The organism is Gammaproteobacteria bacterium, from assembly GCA_029881255.1.
Taxonomy (GTDB): Bacteria; Pseudomonadota; Gammaproteobacteria; order S012-40; family S012-40; genus JAOUMY01.
Genome location: JAOUMY010000002.1, coordinates 376,677 through 396,642, shown reverse-complemented (window position 1 = coordinate 396,642; position 19,966 = coordinate 376,677). Strand labels below are relative to the sequence as shown.

At 47.2% G+C, this 19,966-nt stretch carries 17 protein-coding genes; 8 read left to right on the top strand and 9 right to left on the bottom strand.

The genetic code is table 11. The features are described 5' to 3' along the window. The first annotated feature begins 43 nt into the window (after positions 1 to 43). Positions 44 to 2,086 carry a copper resistance system multicopper oxidase gene (locus OEZ43_06870; GenBank protein MDH5545297.1) on the top strand — a complete coding sequence of 681 codons (2,043 nt, stop codon included), beginning with the start codon at positions 44 to 46 and terminating at the stop codon, positions 2,084 to 2,086. An 11-nt stretch (positions 2,087 to 2,097) separates the two neighbouring features. Then, the gene (locus tag OEZ43_06865) at positions 2,098 to 2,784 is read left to right on the top strand and encodes a copper resistance protein B (protein MDH5545296.1); all 687 of its coding nucleotides are present in this window, start codon (positions 2,098 to 2,100) and stop codon (positions 2,782 to 2,784) included. Between the two features lie 78 nt (positions 2,785 to 2,862). Here the strand turns inward: OEZ43_06865 and OEZ43_06860 are convergent, their stop codons facing one another. The 4 genes from OEZ43_06860 to OEZ43_06845 all read right to left on the bottom strand — a co-directional run bounded on the left by OEZ43_06860 (position 2,863) and on the right by OEZ43_06845 (position 7,868). Continuing rightward, the gene (locus tag OEZ43_06860) at positions 2,863 to 5,535 is read right to left on the bottom strand and encodes a hypothetical protein (protein ID MDH5545295.1); all 2,673 of its coding nucleotides are present in this window, start codon (positions 5,533 to 5,535) and stop codon (positions 2,863 to 2,865) included. Beyond that, entirely contained in the window at positions 5,495 to 6,385 is an 891-nt protein-coding gene (locus OEZ43_06855; protein MDH5545294.1) for a fimbria/pilus periplasmic chaperone, read from the bottom strand. The genes OEZ43_06860 and OEZ43_06855 overlap by 41 nt, the downstream gene beginning before the upstream one ends. 173 nt (positions 6,386 to 6,558) lie before the next feature. Continuing rightward, entirely contained in the window at positions 6,559 to 7,062 is a 504-nt protein-coding gene (locus OEZ43_06850; GenBank protein MDH5545293.1) for a DUF4402 domain-containing protein, read from the bottom strand. 311 nt (positions 7,063 to 7,373) lie between these two features. After that, a complete protein-coding gene (locus OEZ43_06845; protein ID MDH5545292.1) occupies positions 7,374 to 7,868 on the bottom strand; it encodes a DUF4402 domain-containing protein in 495 nt (164 codons plus the stop codon). A 373-nt stretch (positions 7,869 to 8,241) separates the two neighbouring features. Between OEZ43_06845 and OEZ43_06840 the strand changes: the two genes are divergently transcribed. The 5 genes from OEZ43_06840 (at position 8,242) to OEZ43_06820 (ending at position 16,530) form a co-directional block, all read left to right on the top strand. Then, positions 8,242 to 8,652 (top strand): response regulator, encoded by a 411-nt coding sequence (locus OEZ43_06840; GenBank protein ID MDH5545291.1) that lies wholly within the window; start codon positions 8,242 to 8,244, stop codon positions 8,650 to 8,652. Between the two features lie 662 nt (positions 8,653 to 9,314). Beyond that, positions 9,315 to 12,506: a response regulator gene (locus OEZ43_06835; GenBank protein MDH5545290.1), complete on the top strand. Its 3,192-nt coding sequence runs from the start codon at positions 9,315 to 9,317 to the stop codon at positions 12,504 to 12,506. An 80-nt stretch (positions 12,507 to 12,586) separates the two neighbouring features. Next, positions 12,587 to 13,702 (top strand): response regulator, encoded by a 1,116-nt coding sequence (locus tag OEZ43_06830; GenBank protein ID MDH5545289.1) that lies wholly within the window; start codon positions 12,587 to 12,589, stop codon positions 13,700 to 13,702. 220 nt (positions 13,703 to 13,922) lie between these two features. Beyond that, a complete protein-coding gene (locus OEZ43_06825; protein ID MDH5545288.1) occupies positions 13,923 to 15,587 on the top strand; it encodes a cytochrome c in 1,665 nt (554 codons plus the stop codon). A gap of 103 nt (positions 15,588 to 15,690) precedes the next feature. Further along, on the top strand, positions 15,691 to 16,530 hold the full coding sequence (locus tag OEZ43_06820; protein ID MDH5545287.1) for a DUF3014 domain-containing protein: 840 nt from the start codon (positions 15,691 to 15,693) through the stop codon (positions 16,528 to 16,530). 45 nt (positions 16,531 to 16,575) lie between these two features. Here the strand turns inward: OEZ43_06820 and OEZ43_06815 are convergent, their stop codons facing one another. From OEZ43_06815 to OEZ43_06795, 5 genes are all read right to left on the bottom strand, one after another. Further along, positions 16,576 to 16,854 carry a TRL-like family protein gene (locus tag OEZ43_06815; GenBank protein ID MDH5545286.1) on the bottom strand — a complete coding sequence of 93 codons (279 nt, stop codon included), beginning with the start codon at positions 16,852 to 16,854 and terminating at the stop codon, positions 16,576 to 16,578. Positions 16,855 to 16,869: 15 nt separating this feature from the next. Further along, the gene (locus OEZ43_06810) at positions 16,870 to 17,163 is read right to left on the bottom strand and encodes a TRL-like family protein (protein ID MDH5545285.1); all 294 of its coding nucleotides are present in this window, start codon (positions 17,161 to 17,163) and stop codon (positions 16,870 to 16,872) included. 12 nt (positions 17,164 to 17,175) lie between these two features. Next, a complete protein-coding gene (locus OEZ43_06805) occupies positions 17,176 to 17,481 on the bottom strand; it encodes a TRL-like family protein (GenBank protein ID MDH5545284.1) in 306 nt (101 codons plus the stop codon). Between the two features lie 200 nt (positions 17,482 to 17,681). Continuing rightward, a complete protein-coding gene (locus tag OEZ43_06800) occupies positions 17,682 to 18,137 on the bottom strand; it encodes an MOSC domain-containing protein (GenBank protein ID MDH5545283.1) in 456 nt (151 codons plus the stop codon). Continuing rightward, positions 18,137 to 18,694 carry a DUF1415 domain-containing protein gene (locus OEZ43_06795; GenBank protein ID MDH5545282.1) on the bottom strand — a complete coding sequence of 186 codons (558 nt, stop codon included), beginning with the start codon at positions 18,692 to 18,694 and terminating at the stop codon, positions 18,137 to 18,139. The genes OEZ43_06800 and OEZ43_06795 overlap by 1 nt, the downstream gene beginning before the upstream one ends. Positions 18,695 to 18,820: 126 nt before the next feature. Between OEZ43_06795 and OEZ43_06790 the strand changes: the two genes are divergently transcribed. After that, positions 18,821 to 19,954 (top strand): FecR family protein, encoded by a 1,134-nt coding sequence (locus OEZ43_06790; protein ID MDH5545281.1) that lies wholly within the window; start codon positions 18,821 to 18,823, stop codon positions 19,952 to 19,954. Positions 19,955 to 19,966: the final 12 nt, after the last annotated feature.

Genomic DNA, 19,966 nt, shown 5'->3' with positions numbered 1-19,966 from the left:
TTCTATGACGGGTGTTCTATCAATTATTTTGGACGAACGACTTATGAAGAATAATTTCTCGATTGATTCATCACGCCGACGTTTTGTGCAGGGTCTCGCTTTGGGTGGCGCGGGTCTGGCGCTGGGGATGACGCCTTATCGCCTGTTGGCGGAAATGCGTCATCAACACCATATGATGCCTGTCCTCAAAGGGACGACGTTTGATCTCACGATTGGTGAACAGGCGGTTAATTTCACTGGCTCTCCTGGTGTTGCGACGACGGTAAACGGTTCACTACCAGCGCCCTTGTTGCGTTGGAAGGAAGGGGAGACTGTAACGCTCAAGGTGACCAATACCTTGCGTGAAACGACTTCGATTCATTGGCATGGTTTGATACTACCGGCCTCTATGGATGGTGTGCCCAGAATATCAACAAACTTCAATGGTATTGCACCGGGCGAAACCTTTACCTATCAGTTTCCAGTAAAACAGTCTGGCACCTATTGGTATCACAGCCACTCGGGTTTCCAGGAACAGACCGGTTTATACGGGCCGATTATTATTGATCCGCGTGAGCCTGAGCCATTTAAATACGATAGAGAATATGTCGTGATGCTGTCGGACTGGACCGATGAAGATCCCACCGCAGTCTATGCCAAGCTCAAAAAAATGAGCCACTACTATAATTTTCAGGAACGCACTGTCGGTGATTTCTTTCGCGATGTCAGTAAGCAAGGTTTGGGCAGCGCCATCAGCAATAGTCTGATGTGGGGCAATATGCGTATGAGTCAGCGCGACCTGGCCGACGTAACTGGATATACCTATACGTATCTGATGAACGGTGTAACGCCAGCAGATGGTTGGGTGGGCATGTTTAACAAAGGTGAGAAGATACGCCTGCGTTTTATTAATGGATCGGCGATGACGTTTTTCGATGTGCGTATCCCTGGCATGAAAATGACAGTGGTTGCCGCCGATGGACAAAACGTGCAGCCTGTGCCTGTCGATGAATTTCGCATCGGTGTAGCGGAGACGTATGACGTTATCGTAGAGCCGCAAGACAATAAGGCCTATACCATTTTCGCACAGTCTATCGATCGCTCAGGTTATGCGCGTGGAACGCTGACGCCTGACATGAATATGCGCGCAGAAGTGCCGGCGATGGATAAGATCGCTGATCTGACTCACGCCGATATGGGCATGAGCCACGGTGGGCATAGTGGTATGTCGCACGGTGATCACAATATGAATCACGGTGAACAACAAATGGACCATAGTAGCCATAATATGGATCACAGTGGTCACACTATGCAGCACGACGCTCCCGCCGAAATGGATCACTCTCAGCACAATATGAGTGATATGGGAAATAACATGAACCATGACTCCCATTCCTCATCACACGATGAACATGCGGGACACGATATGGGTGATGCTATGGCACATGGCTTGGGTCGTTCGGAACATGGCATGAACAAAATAGAAAAGTTCGTGCAGAACGTCACCCATGCCAAGCACGGCATGGATCACAGTAGTCACGATAAAATGCCGGGCGATATCGGCTCATCGCCGTCTGACTTTAGCAATAAGCCTGTCAAACACGCCAAGACCGAGTATGGTCCACACGTGGACATGCGTGCAGATAATCCACAATATCGTCTCGATGATCCAGGCATCGGTTTGCGCAATAATGGTCGTCGTGTTTTAACCTACGCAGATCTACGTAATATCAACCCGACACACAGGGACGCAGAGCCAGAGAGAGAGATCGAGTTGCATCTCACCGGGAATATGGGTCGCTATATGTGGTCAATTAACGGGGTCGATAGTGCAGACGCAGAACCAATTCGCCTGCGCCTTGGTGAACGAGTCCGTTTTACCTATGTCAATGACACCATGATGAACCATCCCATGCACTTGCACGGTATGTGGAGTGATCTCGAAACCGGCGACAATAATTACCTGCCGCGCAAGCACACTATCATCGTTCAGCCGGGATCACGGATTAGCTATCGCGTAACTGCAGACGCAGAAGGGGCGTGGGCATTTCACTGTCATTTGATTTATCACATGGCGGGTATGTTCCGTACCGTGGTAGTGAGCTAAGGGGGCGAGTCATGAAAAAACTATTTGCATTGGTGTTAATCGCAGTGAGTTCCTCCGCCATGGGTATGGGTGGCGCCGATCCATTTTTGTACAAATTGACACTGGACAAGCTGGAGGCGCGCAAAGCTTCCGATGGCTTTCCATTGTTAATGGACGGTGATCTGTGGCTGGGTAAGGATTACAACAAGCTATGGATCAAGGGTGAATTGGAATACGCCGAGTCAACAGTAGAAGAGGCTGAGATACAATTTTTGTATAGCCGCGCAATTTCAGCGTTCTGGGATATCCAGATCGGCTGGCGTGGAGACTTTGAACCTGTAGCAAAGGATTGGTTTGCAGTATCCTTATACGGCGTTGCGCCATTGATGTTTGAATCGGATATCAGTTTGTTCGTCGATACCGATGCACGCGTCAATCTACGCGTAGATACCGAGTATGAGATTATGTTGACTCGACGTATGGCACTGGTTCCTGAGCTGGAAGCAAACGTCTATAGTAAATCAGGCGGGGAGACCGGTGGCGGTTTGTCAGATGCCAATCTAGGACTGCGGCTGCGCTATGAGCTATTGCGGGAATTTGCGCCGTATATCGGAGTGAATGCTTCGTTGCTGTTTGGTGGCACCGCGGACCATGCCGTCGCACATGGACACAGTCGTCGCGATTTGCAAATGCTCGTGGGCGTACGCACCTGGTTTTAAACTTCGATGCCTATTGTTTTCAATATACCGGCTGTACGCACAGCCGGTATTTTTTGAAATGCCAAAATGGCTGGAGAACTAACCTCTGAACCTCAGGGTAAAGTCCACCGCATTCTTAAATATTTCATCGGTAGTAATTTCGACAGGCACTTCAGTCGCAGGAATCAAATTCAGTCGTTGAATTTGATCTTCAGCAACACGTATTGTGTATTGTCCCATGGGGACGCGTGTAAACACATAAAATCCGTCGTATGCGCTAGTGGTTTGTTGGATCACGGTGCCGGTATTGTCAACCAGCTCCAGCATGACTTCACCGATCTCCTTAGTAACACCGCCACGACTGATAAATGTGACGCCGTCTATTTCTCCGGTCATCTTGACCGGAAAATCATATATTGCCACTCGACCAGGATTGATCACGGTTTTGATACCCGGTATCTCAGGTATCCAAAGTGGATCAGCGATAGTCTCCTCACGTACGCCTATCGAGACATATTCACTTACCGGAAGTCGCGTAAGAAAGGCTATGCCATTTTCGTCAGTAAATTCAAATTTGGGATACCCATTAATGTGAAATCCGACGCCACTAATAGGATCATCTTCTTCGTCAAAAGTGCCGTTTCTATTTTTGTCCAGAAACACGCGCAAGGATAACATGCCGGTATCTGCAACAGGCGAAGCATCGCGTTTCCAGCCGCGAGTGCGTGGATCAAATGCCGCTCCCGTCCCCATAGAGAAATTAACGCTAATGGTATCGTTTGTTGAGTATCCCATGTCCAGTCGCAGGGAAGTCTTTTGAAAAATGCCGTTGAGTCCGGCGGAGTACAAATAGTTATCGCTAAGCGATTCTTTCTTGACGTTGAGCATGTAACGAATCCGACCAATTATGCTGCCGTCAAGTCCTGCGGAGATATCACGCGGGTGTATCTTGTCGGTCAATTCGTAGTTTGTTTCTGTCCTGAAGTTGAAAATACCAATCCGTTTACTCATCAGAACGTGGGCAGATTGTTCGCTGATGCCATCACGGGTAGCAGTCAGTTTTGCATCATGTGAAATATAGGCCCCGGCGATAACGGAAGAGATTTTGTTGCGCAGTTCGTAGCGATAATACCCGGATGCATGTTGAGAGAGTTGACCTTCAAACAGGAGTGGCATGCGATACGTCCATGGCGTCGCCGGGATAGCAAGACTCAGGCTAGCCTGGTCAGTGCGTAGAATGGGATCGGCGTAAATGATATTGGTGTCACTTTGGTAATCTTTGAACTCACCGTGACGATAGCTAAGAGTTATGTCGCGCCAGCGTGTTTGAAGTCCCATTTCACCCGCAATGCCTTTTTCGGAATTGATGCTTGCATCGGCCTGAAAATAGAATGGTCCGGCAAAGGCGCGTACGCCGGTAGAGAAGAAACCTAACTCTTTATCGTTAACCGGCAGATACGCTGCCCTGAATACAGTTGATACCTGCTTGTTCATGCCTATCTCATAATTCCAGCCAACTCGGTGCAGGTCTAGCGCCGAATCATAACTATACATGGTGCGGTAATAGCGTTGACCCGGTCGCGTGAGTAAATTGCTGAGATAATATTGTTTGTTTTCTTCTCTAACTTGTCCCTGTGGGCCGTAAAATTTCAATTTGAAAAAATTGTTGCCAAATAAAAGTGGAATGTCATTGAATTCGTAAAGACCATCAGAACGCGCTTCCTGATAGCCGACCAGGGTATTGTTCTGATAAAGTTCGACTTCCCAGCCAGGAAGCAAATCACCGGAAAAAGTCTGTCTGTCGAATTCCAGTTGTCGGTCGTTGGGAAAGTTGCTGACGTAGAAGCCATGAGCGTAATTGCCTGGCGACATGATCATAGGTAGGCTAATAGTGCTCACCATCCCGTAACGAAACTCGTTTGCACGCAGTCCGCCTAGCAAAATATTGTCCGGATGTACCCGGCGCAGTTGCCAGCGCATGTCCCCCATACCTTCGGTGTTGTTGGCGTCAACATAGACCGTGCCTTGCATACCATAAATTTCAGATGATAAGTAACCGGTATAGTAGGCGAGCTTGTTGAACGCTTGCGAGTGATTCCGTGTAAGGCTCAGTCTCAACGTCTGGTCAATACTGGGTATTCCGAACGCTCTAAAGACTGGGGGGGAGACGTTGTAGTCGAACTCTCTTTTCCGGTATCTCGATTTCATTTTTTTTATATTCGCTTCCCTTTCCATCTTGGCTTCGAAAGGGAGAATCTGGCTGGTTCGAACAAATAGCATTCCAGCAAAGAAATCTACGTCAAAGACGATATCGAGCCACTGTCCTAAAAGTTTGCTGTCAACGTAAATATCGTCTTCGTAGTAGCCGACACGATTTCTGTTGTATGGCTGCTCTATACCTGAGAGAGTTACCTGGCTTCTCTTGACATCTAGAAAGAAGGTGCGCGACTCATCAAATACAAAGCCCTGCACGGTGCCGTGGACGATATCAACTTCTAATGCAATATCCAGTATCGCGCTTATCTCTCTTATCGGTAATAGCGCGCCCCCCGTGCTTTCGTAAATAATGATTGTTTTGGCGAGTATGTATTGTTTAAAGCGCACTTCAACCAGACGCAGGTCGTCGTCGTTTGGTGTGATCCAAGGCGCTTTCGTAGGCATTAATTCCGCAGCGTAAAGCTGCGGACTCAATGCCAGCATGCAGAGGAGTAATAAGAGTAGTCGTGCCGATTTAAGGTAAGCCGAGTCGGGCTTCTGCGAGTACTTTTCCACCCTGATCCTCTTTTTCCCTGAAGACCGCATGTAACTCACCTTTTTTCAATTTAACGTCAGGTGCCTGGTTTAATGGAAACTCAACGCTGCGAAAGGCATTGGGAGTATAGACGGCGACATTGTTTACTCTCCCTACGACGATGCCTTTGTCTTTCTCTTTCGCCCCAGGTTTGCGGTAGTACACGGCAATATCTCCAAATGCCGACGCATTACCCTTACGTTCCATACGCATGGATAAGGTTGGAGGCTGTTGTTTGTCGTCGGGTGTTAACACTTTGAGTTCAGTTAGACCGACCTCGGCGCTGGTGCGGCCTTGTCTTACGATAACTGGTATCGATACGCCAAATACTGGAGTGAGACTAATACTCAATTCGTTGCCACTATCGCGTTTGAAGGCTTCGATTCCACCGGATACATCTTTGTTCGGGATGGTTTGAAACAACAAATGGGAACGATACTCGCCATCTTCCATATTAGGACGGCGTCGCAACATCAGTCGCACCGTCTGAGATTGTCCAGGTTGGAGGGTAACCTGGCGCGGTGCAAAGCGGACAAAATTGTCCGAGAACAATTCTCCGTCAACAGGTTTTTCGACTGCCTCCATACCACCACCGGATAACATACGTTTGCGCTCAAAGCGAATACGGTAAGATGCGGCTTCATTGCCGGTATTCACCAGATTGACTGCAGCCGATCGCTCATTTCCCTCGAAAACCACTCGGGTAGGCGCGACCAAAAGTTGGGCGAATGCCTGGCCGCTCCCCAATGCGAGAAACGTGATTAATAGAAGTAGTACATATACCTGGTGGTAGAACAGCGATCTAAAGGAGTGCTTTTTTGCAAACATCATCAACCTCAATAGACTTAGAATTCCGCTTGCTATACGGGGAGTTAAACCTGACTAGTGTGTTATCGGTAGAAGAGGTTTAATCCTTTAAGACACTTAGGGTAGAAAGTGTGCAGATCCTGTAAAGAAAAAGGCGGGTAAAGATACCCGCCTTTAGTTAAGAAATATTCTTTTGTTTATTGATAATCAACAGTCACGTCGAATGAACCTGTATATGCGCCAGTAGACTCTGTACCAACGATATTCAGCGTCGCACCGACATTAACTACCGCAGCACCAGTCGCGTCGAGCGCACCGCCTACTGCAACGGCCGGATTACTCAAGAATGTATCTATCGTGATGTTATCCACACCATTGCTCAGTATGGTACTGGCAGGCAAGGTAATGGAGAACAGTGAGCTTGGTGTACCGGCTACGTCGAAAGCCGCAGCAGCTGAAGTGACACCCATCAAAGTGATGGCACCTGTAAAGGTACGCACACCAGCGGTGTCAACAACTACTGTACCAGCAGCGCCACCGTGAGAGAACGAACCGAAGTCCAAGGCCGCTGTATTGGTAATGGCGATCGGAGTAACGATATTCGCTGTTGCGTTTGAAGTCGCTGTTGCAGCCATTACGCTAGATGACATTGTAGCGGTAACCGCTAAACCAACTGCAATTGCTAGTTTGCCTAATTTCATAACTAAACACCCCTTAAAAAGGACCTGCCATTTACACTTTTTCGGCAGGGTCACGGATTGACCACGTTCAGCAACTCCCTTCGCTTACTTCCAAAAATTACAAGAATTTGTGTCGTACACTTTCCCTGTAACAAGTACACAATGTAACGTCCGCGATACCCTTTTTTACAATGCGTTACATAGAAACAGTGATGGAGTTCGAAAAAAATAAAAGAATAAATGTGTGAATTAGTTCAAAAGAATAAGGAAGAAAGAATAATTCTAAAACCGGAAGTAGATAATTGTGTTCAAATAACTTACTAGCGGTTGTATTAGTTGTACAAGATGTCGATGGCAACTTGTCCGGTATATACACCGGCAGGGTGAAATGGCCTCAGAATAAGCGATGCGCCGGCTCTAAACTGCATGGCGCCAGTTGCATCGAGAATATAAGGGGTCGTATGGGTAGGTTGGGTAACGAAGTTCATGACATCGATTTTTCCGCCGCCCCCGGCGCGTAATGCCTGAGCCGCGACAGGCAGACTAATCGTCACTAGATCATTGGCGCAACCTTGTATTTGAAATATTGCCGCGCTCCACGTTCCACCTAACAGCACAACATCACCTGTCGCGGCGCGAAATCCGGTCGGCGAGACATCAACTGTTCCGCCGACCGCAAATGAACCCGCGATGCCAAAAGAAATATCCTGCAGTGTAACTACCTTGCGGTTTGAGTTGTTGCAAGGTGCAGCCGCATAGAGTGGTCCTGCCGCTGCAAACAGCATCAGGGAGATGAGTAATTTTCTATTCAATACTTTGATAGACATAAAAGCCTGGCCTCTACAGCCTATATCGTATAGTCGAGAAAAATCTAAAAATTTATGATATTGGTTAATACTAAAGTAGTTGTATTTCGGAACTATTCCATTCCTGGTTGGCCTGTGATTGTTTAGTTCGATTCCAATGGCATAGACGTACAGATTCCATGTACTTTCTTTTAGCCCTACGATGTGAGATCCCAGATGGTAATCTGCAAAATAAGTCGATGTTCAATAATTTGTGCCTACATCACTTGTCGCATGTGATGCGACTCACAATCATAGGACGCATCCCGGTACTGGTTATCTTTTCGAGAAAACATCAGTTTTTATTGTATCTCACAGGCCGATAAGAAAAATGAATGCAAGGAGATAGACAACAATGAATACGTCCCGCTATGAACATCTGACAGTACTCGTGGCTGATGATATGAAGACCATGAGAAGTATTGTAACGGCCATTCTGAATTCTATCGGGATTACCCAGATAGTAGAGGCTAAGAATGGTGTTGAAGCACTGGCAAAGATAAAACAGTCGCCAATCGATTTGGTAATATGCGACTGGGATATGCCACAGCTGTGCGGTATAGACGTTCTAAAAGTGGCGAGGCGTAGCGCAGACTCGTATTCAATACACTTTATAATGTTGACGTCAAATAGTGGTCAGGGTTTTATTAAATTGGCGCAACAGTATCGCGTAGATGAGTATGTGTGCAAGCCAATACAAGCCGCTGTTCTCGAACAAAAGATCGTCAACGTGCTTGAACGAATGAATAAAAAAATTGCGGTTTAGAGGTATTTACGTCGCCTGTAGAAATATATCTATAACAACGGGCGATCCATTCATTTAAATTATAGTGGTTTCCATTCTTCATGAAATAAGTGATGTTACTAGTGCATGGTGACAGACATTGATGTCACCGGGTATTAGTTTGTCACGAGTTTCCCATTCATGTATATGCCACAGTAAAATAACTCCATATCCAGTTATGCGATGTTGAATAGTCGACGAATGATGCATTCGGAAAATGTAAAAAAAGATTGTAGCTGGTTAGCATCGTCTTGATATTTACCGATAGCAATATTGTTTTGGTGACGTGTGTTATCGCGTAGTGAGTCGGATATTGAGATATTTTCGACAAATAAAATCTGGTTTAGTCGGCTACTCTGAATGTTTAGATCTTATTGAATAGAACTTAGACATTGCGCCAGCTTGCAAGTGAACTATTTTTCAACATCACCGATGTCTGTGTCCGATAATCAAAGTAAAAACGTATGAAAGAACGGTATAAATTGGCGTTATCTCTCATGACCATTTTCATGGTATGCGTTTTACTATCGAAATTTTACCTTATCCCATCCTACGTCAATTCAATTGAGAATGACTTTGTGAACGGAGAAAAGTCGATCCTTACGACTCTTGCTTCGATTCTCGCGACCAGGATGGAAGATCATGTGGAATTGAAAAAGTTGTTGGATAGACAGTTGGCGCATCACAACCATTGGCGAAAAATCGTCGTTTATGACAGTAGCGATAGTATTCTCTATGCCGTGGATGGCGTGCCGAATAGAAAACTGGAAATCTATCAATATGCCCTGGAGGAACTCCTGGTTCTTGACAACAAACTCGCAGGTCGCTTACTTGTCGTTAGTAGCGGCGAAGAAAAAGTCACTACTGATGCGAAGTCGGTTAGTATGTTGTTTTATGGGTTCAGTATTTCACTTGCACTGGTATTTTATGCAGGAGTGGTTTGGCAGGATAGGACTCATGCCACAAAAGAATTGGCTGATAGAAGTAGATCAGAATCAAAATATTTTTCAAAAGAATCCTTGCGTCCACTAAATAAAGAAGAGCGAATTTCGGTACAGGAACAACAAATCGAAGCGATTAACCGGGCACAGTCATGGTTTATCAGTAGCGGTAATCCCACTGCAGTATTCAATGGGCTGTTACCCGATATGGTTAATCTTACCGGTAGTCGTTACGGTTTCATCGGCGAGGTGCTTTTTGACTCATCGCAAAAGCCATACATGAAGTTGTACGCGGTAGTCGGCCAGGGAGAATCAGAGGAAGAACGCAATGCCTTTGATCTTACCAGGGTCGTGGGAAAAGAAATACATAATTTGGACATGATGTTTGGCGAGATACTGGAGACTAAGGAATACGTTATTTGCCATGACGTAGCCGGAGACGAAAGAAAATTCATACTTCCGGACTCACATTTAGAGATAAAAAATTTTCTTGGGGTTCCTTTGCTCAGGGGAGAGGAAATACTCGGTGTCATAGGTCTCGCCAATCGCGATAGTGGGTTCGATCAGAGTGTCGCAGAAAATGTCGGTCCGATATTAAGAACGTGCGCAGAATTGATTTACGCTGCCAGGCGTCAGACCGAGCAGGAACGACTGAATAAGGCGCTGATCTCAGCCAAAGAGGAAGCGGAGCAGGCGACAGTAGCGAAAAGCCAGTTTCTCGCGACGATGAGTCACGAAATACGCACGCCCATGAATGGAATTCTGGGCATGTTGCAGCTACTGGAACGCACAGAGCTTAGCGACAAGCAACAACGTTATCTCGATACAGCGCAAGGCTCTAGTGAAATGTTGTTAACCGTTATAAACGACATCCTGGACTTTTCCAAGCTTGAGGCTGGAAAACTGGAGTTTGAATTTATTCCCTTTTCTCCTGTCACTGTTGTCGAGGAAACGGCGGCTCTGCTAGCAAAAGCAGCGCATGAAAAGGGTATGGAGCTAATTTGCTCTATCGATCCGAAAGTGCCGCAGTTGGTGAGTGGTGATCCGACCCGTCTGAGACAAGTCATTACCAATTTGATGAATAATGCGATTAAGTTTACCGAAGATGGTCATGTCGCGGTTTATGTCTATATGCTCAACGGGCACATGTGGTTTGGCGTGCAAGATACCGGAATTGGGATTCCACCAGAGCAACAGAAAAAACTGTTTCAGGCCTTTAATCAGGCGGACAGTTCTCATACCCGAAAATATGGCGGTACAGGACTCGGCCTGGTGATATGTAAACGCCTTGTCGAGGCCATGAGTGGAGAGTTAAAAGTCGTAAGCGCTCCTGGGACAGGGTCAGATTTTAGTTTTGAAATTCCGATGGAAGTGATTACCGGCGGAGAAGACGCAAATATACTGTCAGAGGAAATAAGAAGTCGGCGCATATTGATAATAGATGACAATCAGACTTATCGGAAAGTGTTGATGTCCTTGCTTGAGGCCAGGGGAATCAGGAGCGTAATGGATGCAGAGGACGGGGATATTGCACTTTCCTTGATCGATAAACAGCATAAAGCCGGTACGCCGTTTGATCTGATTTTTATCGATTTATTGATGCCGAAAATCAATGGTGTTCTGTTGGCAAAAGAAATTGAAGACGATCAAAGAAACCGAAATACCAAACTAGTGATCCTGACATATCCGCATTTGATGAATGAGGCTTCAGACAAATATGAATGGCTGACCAAGCCAATTCGCCATATGGATTTGCTAAATGTGATTACCGGATCGTATGGTAATGCGCAAGCGAGTATAAACAGCCCGCATAGCGAAAAGAACCAGGATGATCCCGATTTCAGCTCAGTCCCCTTGTTACTTGTTGATGATAATACCGTCAATCAAGAGGTGGCTAATGAATTATTACTCACCTATGGGTTTGATATAGACATTTGCGATAACGGAAAAGAGGCACTCGAACAGGTACAAAGAAAGAAGTATGCGATTGTTCTCATGGATATACAGATGCCAGTCATGGATGGGCTTGAGGCAGCCAGACAGATACGTTCTTTGGGTGGTGAATATACAGATCTGCCGATTTTAGCGATGACTGCAAATGCCCTTTCAGGCGATGCGGAGAGGAGTTTGGAGGCGGGTATGAATGCACATGTGACCAAGCCCATCAGACCAGAGGTCGTCATACAGGAGATTTCAAAATACGTGAAGCCCGTGACTAACACATCCAAGACGCAAGAAGTATCACAAAGCCAAGAAGTAACATCGTTACCTGTTGTAGAGGGTTTAGATATTGAAGACGGTGTTAGTCGTCTGCGGGGGAATTACGAGGCCTATCTGCGCATTGTTAAAGGCTTCAAAGAGAAGCAAGCGCGTAGCGATGAGAAACTCATGCAATTAGTGGAAAACGGTGCATGGGAAGACGCCGCTAGAGTTGCCCATAGTTTGAAAGGTAGTGGTGGCAATATCGGCGCGCATCGCTTGCATCAAGTGTCGGCGAGCGTCGAACAGTCCTGTCGCAGAAAAAACAGCGAAGCGGTTTATAGCGAAATGGACAATTTGAAAGCCGCGCTGAAAGAGGTTATTGCTGCGATCGATGCGATTAGCCAGGAAAAGAAACCGGAATCTCGGGAAAAATCAGAAAGTATAGACGGCGATCAACTTAACAGGACACTGGATGAAATTCACGGCCTATTGGATAGCGATATTGGAATGGCGCAAACCTGCGTGGATGCCTTATTAAAGCGTGTCGCCAGCAGCCAGTGGGTCAGCGGTGTGGAAAATATCTACGCATCATTGATGAAGTATGACATAGATGAAACCAGGCGCTGCATCGGTTCACTTAAGCAGCAATCGCAAACAGTTGGAGAGGCGCGAGTAGTCAGAATTGGAAAGTAGTACAGGTATTACACAGCGAAACAGATTCGGCATGGCGCATGTTTCAGCAACGTGGCGAAAGAATTTTGGAGGAAAAATTTATGAGTGCACTGAAGAAACAAGTATTGATCATTGATGATTCGCCCGAGGATATACAGGTACTGGTCGAGAATCTAAAAGAGGAATATGCCATTCTGGTTGCTACTGATGGGCAGAAGGGCGTGGAGATGGCAAAGCGTGAGCCTCGTCCAGACGTAATATTGATGGACGTTGAAATGCCAGTGATGAACGGCTACGAGACGTGCAAAAAGCTCAAGGACGATAGTGAGCATAAAAATACCAATGTCATATTTGTTTCGGCGCACGACAGTACCGAGGAGATTATTGCAGGGTATGAGGCAGGTGGCAGTGACTATCTGGTGAAACCAGTCAAACCTGAGGAGTTATTACACAAGGTTAAGCACGCCATTTCAAGCAAGGATTTGATTGAGAATACCAGTAAAGACTCTGCCAATGCGATGCAAACGGCAATGACAGCGATGACTAGCTGGGGCGAGCAGGGCTTGTTAATAGATTTCTTGCGCAATTCTTTCTCGTGTAAAACGGCTAAGGATCTCGCTCGGACGATCATTGCAGCAGTAAAAGGTTTTTCCGTGGAGTGTACCGTACAGATTCGTACCGAAGGCGGGATGGTCAATCTTTCCAGTGGTGAAACCGTTCCGCCTCTCGAGGCAGAGCTGTTGTATCGTCTTAAAGATGACAAACGCATAATAGAAAAAGGTCAGCGCTGTATCATTACGTATGGTAGCGTCTCGCTATTACTCAAGGATATGCCGGAAGACGATGATAAGCGTGGACGTTATCGAGATCATCTGGCGATGTTGGTGGAAGGGGCGGAGTCGAAGATGAAGGCCATACAATTGAGCGACATACTGGCCCGTGTCATAGTCGAGTCCAACCGGGCCTTGCGAGAAATTGAAGCAGAGCAAATTCTCCACAAGGAAAAAAGTCAGCGAATAATGGATGGAATGCTTCTGGGTTTGGAATCTACGTTTATAAGCTGGGGGCTATCAGAAGCTCAGGAAAAGAACCTGATTTCTCTCGTCCAGGAGGGAATCGATCAGTCACTAGACCACCTTGAAGAGGGCTTCAAGGTAGATGACAAATTTCGGCAGATCGTACATCGGTTAACATCGGCGGCTACCTTCCATAGATAGACAGGTACAGCAGTGCTGTACCTGAGCTTGGTTTAATATGAGTCACCGTTGCGCCAAATGGTGGTGAAATTCTTCTTTTCTGCTAAGCTTAGCTGCATAAAAACAACGTGCAGCAAAACACAGAGTATTTGTGGGGAGAGAGAACTCATCTCATCATAACAACATGTCTGAAGTCCTCCCGTCGATTTCGTTTTAGATTAACCTGTTTATAGGCACTGTGATGACAAAATACAGTTCGGTGTTGGTCGTTCTGTTTGGCTTGTTATGGGCGTGTGGTGAGTCCTTACCGGAAAGAAATAGTGGGAAAGGTTACGATAACGGTGTTTTGGCCAGAGTGAACATGGCAACACCACCAGGCGATCCCGCAGCCGTTTTCGATCCTGCACAATTGGCCGATGCCAATATGGTTATGGGTGGCTTGCTATATGAGAGCTGGTGGAAGGCGTCGTTTGCTGGCCCCACTGCGCCGCCATTTGACGCATCACACCCCTTGTGGCCGTCGACCAATCCTATGCTTGGGCAGGAAACGTTTCGTTGCTCCTCCTGCCATGGCTGGGACTATCTTGGTAACGAAGGCGTATTCTCAAGCACGACAGATCCTTTTTACACCGGGATACCTGGCGTTGTTAACGGCGCCAAGACCTACAAATACACCACCGATGCCGAGATCTGGACATTTCTTCATGATGGGGACGCAGCCAATAATCTCGCTGAGCACGCATTTGGCAATGAGCTGGCCGACCACGATATCTATTCTCTAACGCTATTTATCATGACGATGCGCGACGAATTTGCAGTGCAAAAAAGCCCGTCCAATTTTATCAGCGCAGACAAAAATGCTTCTGGTGATGTTATGAACGGCTCGTATTTGTTCCGCACCCCGGCATTGCCGGGATTGAATGGTGCAGGTTGCGCTAGTTTTAATTGCCATGGTTCCAGTGGTCGAAACTTTCCTTTGCTACGCTCTATCGACTTTCTTGCCAAAACAAATCCGTGGGAGTTTCTGCATAAGATACGTTTTGGTGTTGCCGGTTCATTTATGGTGGGTATCCAGGCCCTGGGAAATCCCGATATGGGTATTGCACAGGGGGCGGATATTCTAACCTTTGCGCAAATCGCCCTCGCACCAAATTACGTTCGCGGCGGGCGATTGTTTGATAACTGGCCGGTAGAGAGCGGTACGCCGGATGTCGGTGTTGCCAATCCGCTATGGGATCTTGCCGATCCGGTGTTGACTGGTGGAGTCGTGCCGACGGGTGCCGAGGCCTGGCGTTGCGTAAATTGTCACGGATATGACTATGAGGGAGAAATCGCGTTTTGGTATAGCGATCTGGTATTTCTCAAGTCGATGCGCAACTGGAATAACGAGTATGTCTTTCGACAGTTACGCGATGGTTTCCCAGCCTTGATGCCTGACGGCAGCGTGCAAATCGTGCATAACTTCGGCGCGCACTTAACAGAACCGGATTTGTGGGAACTGGCGGCTTTCGCTGTTGAAGGCGTTGTTGATACCACTCGTTACCTGCATCCAGACTTGGGTACAGCTACGGGCGATGCATTCAGGCCGGCGGATGCAGCACATGGGCAGTCGGTGTATGAAGGCACGATATCGGTGAACTACCAAGGAACGCCTTTTGACTGTAAAGGCTGTCACGATCCTGTTGCCGGGACGGTCGCCGGAGTGGATATCGCATTACAGTCCTGGGATACACCATGGCGAAGTTTACATCGTATACGTTTTGGCATGCCCAGAGACCCAAATTCTGCTGCCGACGTCCCCTTTATGCCTGGTGTGCTCGAATTGCTGGATTCGAATAATCAGTTTATGGGTAATCACGACGCAGTTGACGTCCAACGCTTTCTGCAACAACTAAGTCTACCGTAACAGGTCTTGTCGGCTTTTAAAGTCAGGGCTTCACTTACCGGTATATATAATGCTTAAATAGGCAATTATTTCTAAGACTTGCCCCAAGGCATTTGTATAAACCATGAAAAAGAAGTTAGTTCTGCCACTCATAGTGCTGATCGCTGCGGCGATTGTGGTGCTGAGTTATTTGAATTTAACTCAGCAGAAAGAGGGGACGTTGGCGAATTTTGCTTCGCCGTTTGAAAGTGAATCGAGCGAAGAAACGGCCGATGGTGAAAAACATGATACGGATAGCATGTTGTCAACACCGGTCGAATCGAAACCGGTGCAAACCGAAAGCAGTGCTGCATTCAGTATAAACATCCCTGTACCGCCGCTGGCCAATAGCGACAAAAGTATCCTGAAAATTCTGAAACAATTTCTTGATGAGCGTAGCCTCGCACTACGATTTTTTCGTGACAATATGGTAAATCGATTTGTTGCCAGTATTGATAATATGACGCGCAGCCATCTCGCCCAGAAAACCATGTTTATGAAGCCACCGCTGGGACAATTCTTGCCACTTCAGGACGGCAAGGAAGGTTTGATCATTTCGCCGCGCAATGCTCGCCGATACGAAACGATGTTGCGCTTCGCTGAAGAAGTGCCACTTGATAAGCTGGTTACCGTATATGTACATTTCTACCCTTTATTTCAACAGGCATATGAGAATCTGGGATACCCGGATCGTAGTTTTAATACACGATTTATCCAGGTAATCGATCATCTACTCGATGCACCTGAAATCAATCAACCCTTGAAACTCGCCTGCCCGCAGGTACTTTGTATTTATGCCGATCCGGAATTAGAGGCATTGTCTGCCGGCCAGCGTCTGATGCTGCGTACCGGCTATGATAATGTGCTGCGTGAAAAAGAGTTGTTACGTCGTTTGAAGAAGGAAATCAAAAAACGCATGCATTAAAAAAGGGACGCCAGTAGCGAGCGTCCCTTTGTTTCTGACATGAGTCTAATTACCGTGGACGATCACGCAATCGGTCTTGCTGGTTAGTTCGTGTGACACTAATTTTACGGTTCTGATTCCGCCGTTCTTTGCTGCTTCTGCAATTGAAGCGTTACCAGTCCAGCCAGTAAATGAGCCTTTTTCCAAACAGGCCTTGCCTGACTTCATGGAAGAGAGTTCAGCGCCAGTGCTGTCATATACCATGCGGTAATCGGTCACTTTTAGCGCACAGCCGCTTAGGGAAAGGATTGCGCCTAGAAACAGTGTTTTGCTTAGTGCATTCATAGTCATCATCTTCTCCTAGCTTCCGTATACGACAGTGCAGCTTTTTCTAACAAAAAATTGGTCGGACGTTTTCTCATCAATATGTTTGATAGTGGAAACTCCGCCATTTTTTGCCGCGGTAGAAACTGACTTGTCCATAGATGTGGGAATACCTAGCACCATGGTAGCGCAGGCTTCGCCAGACTTTAGTTTGTCCAGCTTGGTATAGTCTGTTTTCGATCCGTCAACGATGACAGTTATATGCGAACTTTTTATAGCACAACCTGAAACCAGGGCAATTGCTGCGATTAGCAGAACAAGTTTTCTCATCGTTTGATTCTCCTATTTACCATATACGATGGTGCAGTTCTGAAAGAAAGGGGAAAACGGATTTCCGTATTTCTTTTCCACGTGCATCACCTTGGTGATACCAGCTTTCTTGGCTGCGGTTTCTATGGTGTTGTCATAGCTGACCATGATGAAGGCCCTAGAGATACATGCCTCACCCTTTTTCATGCCGTCGAGCTTCGAGAAGTCCGTAGAACTGATATCAACCGTCTGCGTGTATCGTGTCATTTGCGTACTACAGCCGCTTGCAAGACCAAGCACAAGCAATGCTGAAAACAGTAGTATTACTGATTTTTTCATATAACCTCCATATTTAACCCAGAGCTGAATCCCGAACTGAGTATAGAAACAACTGAGCAACTTTCAATGCGTATCGATTTGAGTCATTCGTCCACGAATAAGTATCGCGAATCAAAACGCCAATTTGTTGCAAGAAAAAGACCGGGATTTTTGGATGTTAAATGTAAAGATAAAATATTATTGAATAATGCGAGTAAGGATTAACTACCGTTGTTTGACATGATGACTGTCTGTCCGATATTGATGTCACCGCTTTCAATTACGCGACAGGTGACGCCCCCTCGCCAATCGGGTTTGAGTGCCTCAAGCAAGCCAGGAGAAGCCTCTTCCATACGTTTGCACGGGTCGGTTTCGCCGGTAACTTCCAGTACTAAATCACCAATTCGAATGTGTGCGCCAACTTGCTCCTGGAGTGGCAGTTGATCAACCAGCAGATTTGCCCGTCGTGTCGTCCAATGAAGCTCAACTCCCAATTCTGCACAGGCTTGCTGCCACGAACTAAGACTCATGAGAGTGACTTGCCGTTTTCCTGGACGACTTCGTTTGTCGCCTTCAACTCCCATTTCACGGGTAATGCGGACATGTTGCAACTCAAGCATGTCTCTTTTTCCCGGTGGACGTATCGCTATGCCAATCAATGCGGATTCGTGCAGCACTAACTTTCTTCCATTAGTCGTAATAGACGCTTTTTCATTTCTGCCGCGCCATATTTTTCCATCAGGCGAATATTGCGTTCCGGTATGCGTTGAGGATCCTGATAGCTCTCCAGCGCTTTTGTAATGCTGTCCTCGCGTAACAAATGCAACATGGGATAAGGCGAGCGATTGGTATAGTTTTCGGCGTCATCGTAGTGAGTGTCGGCAAACTGGTAATGCGGATGGAGACTGGCGATTTGAAACTCACCGCTGAATTCATTGCGTTCCAGCAACTCGTCTGCATCGTAAAGGAAATCATTGTATTCGTGAAAATCTTGCAACACCCAGGGGTGGATGAGTAAGGTGGTTTCCAGTGTCTCGACGCTGTTTTCGCGTAGGGCGACTAATTCCCGTAAAAGATCACTGATAAGTTCGACGACGTCCCGTGCTTCACTAACCACATAGCGAACACGTCCCGACTGCTGAGGCACGCGTGCAAACGGACACAGATTGAGGCCAATAACGGTCTCTTCGACCCAGTTTCGGGTACATTCAACGATACGGGAGTGCTCAGACATGGACGTGATAATACTGGATTCAATTCCAGGGCAACAGGGGGATGCATCAATCTGGAATGGGATTAATAATTTTGCTATTCCAGCCGAAATATAAGGAGAGTACTCATAAATGGAATCCAAGGCCGGATGAGCGGATCTATCTCCCTAAAAACAATCTTGTTTGTGTTGATGTCGCTGGCTATGTGGCTGCCAGGCCAGGTCTTCGCCGCGGCCGGCACAGTGTTGCTGGTATTAGGCGATGTAGAACGTATCACCGAAGCGGGCAAGAAGGTTTCAGTTCGTAAGGGTGACGCGGTGGAAGGTGGAGACATTATCGTCTCTGGCCCCGGTGGGCAGGTCATGATTTTGATGCAGGATGAAACGCGTCTTTCCATACGCCCCAATAGCCGTTTTGTGATCAGCCAGTACCGTTATTTGGGTAACGTAACCGAGGATAAGAGCGAATACGATTTGATCAAGGGCGGCTTTCGCGCGATTACTGGCAAAATGGGCAAGCGCGACAAAGGCAGCTTTAAGGCCAAGACGCCGGCCGGCGATATCGGTGTCAACGGAACGGACTTTTCTGCCAGTTACTGTACGGATGTCTGCTCAGATAAACCAGGTTTGTACCTTATGGTCAGGTCAGGTGGTATTGATTTGAAAAACCGCGCAGGTCAGACTCGCGTTATACGTGGACAGATAGGGTTTGCCTCGTCGGGCAAAGTTGCAATGCAGATGGTTGACCGTTTACATCCAGCGTTGGCAGCAAGTGAAAACATGCGAGATCTGAACAGCATGGACTCTGAGGAAGAGATTATCGCTATTGCCATGAGAAGTGGCGCTGGTAACGCGATAGCCGATTTACTTGCCGCCGGTATCTCTAGCGAGAAGCTGATCAGGGGGGCGGTTATGGCAGGAATATCACCGGTTGCTGTGTTGGAGCCCATGCTCGACCTCGCCACTGACAAAACCGCACTTTTGGAAGCCACGGTCAAACTGGTGCCAGATCGGGCAGGCGATATCCTTATGATGAGTGTCGCCACCAACCGAGTCTCGCCTCAGGATGCGCAAAAGGCCGCAAGCAAGGCTGGTGTAGACGCTGAAGTTTCGCGCAATGCGGTTGCCCTGGGGAAGATGCTGGCTCCGCCACCAGAGAAGGAAGAAGGAAAACCTTCCAAAGAAAAAACGCCCGATGCTAGACCTGCTTCCACGCCTAAACCGCCTGTTGAGCTCATCCCGCAAGGTGGTACCGGGGGTGGAGAACCCGCCAGTCCGTCATGACAGCTTGAAGTC

What these genes read in the sequence shown, in the direction of transcription:
- OEZ43_06870 (MDH5545297.1), top strand. Translation starts at nt 44, where the DNA reads ATGAAGAATAATTTCTCGATTGATTCATCACGCCGACGTTTTGTGCAG.
- OEZ43_06865 (MDH5545296.1), top strand. Translation starts at nt 2,098, where the DNA reads ATGAAAAAACTATTTGCATTGGTGTTAATCGCAGTGAGTTCCTCCGCC.
- OEZ43_06855 (MDH5545294.1), bottom strand. Translation starts at nt 6,385, where the DNA reads ATGATGTTTGCAAAAAAGCACTCCTTTAGATCGCTGTTCTACCACCAG.
- OEZ43_06850 (MDH5545293.1), bottom strand. Translation starts at nt 7,062, where the DNA reads ATGAAATTAGGCAAACTAGCAATTGCAGTTGGTTTAGCGGTTACCGCT.
- OEZ43_06845 (MDH5545292.1), bottom strand. Translation starts at nt 7,868, where the DNA reads ATGTCTATCAAAGTATTGAATAGAAAATTACTCATCTCCCTGATGCTG.
- OEZ43_06840 (MDH5545291.1), top strand. Translation starts at nt 8,242, where the DNA reads ATGAATACGTCCCGCTATGAACATCTGACAGTACTCGTGGCTGATGAT.
- OEZ43_06830 (MDH5545289.1), top strand. Translation starts at nt 12,587, where the DNA reads ATGAGTGCACTGAAGAAACAAGTATTGATCATTGATGATTCGCCCGAG.
- OEZ43_06825 (MDH5545288.1), top strand. Translation starts at nt 13,923, where the DNA reads ATGACAAAATACAGTTCGGTGTTGGTCGTTCTGTTTGGCTTGTTATGG.
- OEZ43_06820 (MDH5545287.1), top strand. Translation starts at nt 15,691, where the DNA reads ATGAAAAAGAAGTTAGTTCTGCCACTCATAGTGCTGATCGCTGCGGCG.
- OEZ43_06815 (MDH5545286.1), bottom strand. Translation starts at nt 16,854, where the DNA reads ATGAATGCACTAAGCAAAACACTGTTTCTAGGCGCAATCCTTTCCCTA.
- OEZ43_06810 (MDH5545285.1), bottom strand. Translation starts at nt 17,163, where the DNA reads ATGAGAAAACTTGTTCTGCTAATCGCAGCAATTGCCCTGGTTTCAGGT.
- OEZ43_06805 (MDH5545284.1), bottom strand. Translation starts at nt 17,481, where the DNA reads ATGAAAAAATCAGTAATACTACTGTTTTCAGCATTGCTTGTGCTTGGT.
- OEZ43_06795 (MDH5545282.1), bottom strand. Translation starts at nt 18,694, where the DNA reads ATGTCTGAGCACTCCCGTATCGTTGAATGTACCCGAAACTGGGTCGAA.
- OEZ43_06790 (MDH5545281.1), top strand. Translation starts at nt 18,821, where the DNA reads ATGAGCGGATCTATCTCCCTAAAAACAATCTTGTTTGTGTTGATGTCG.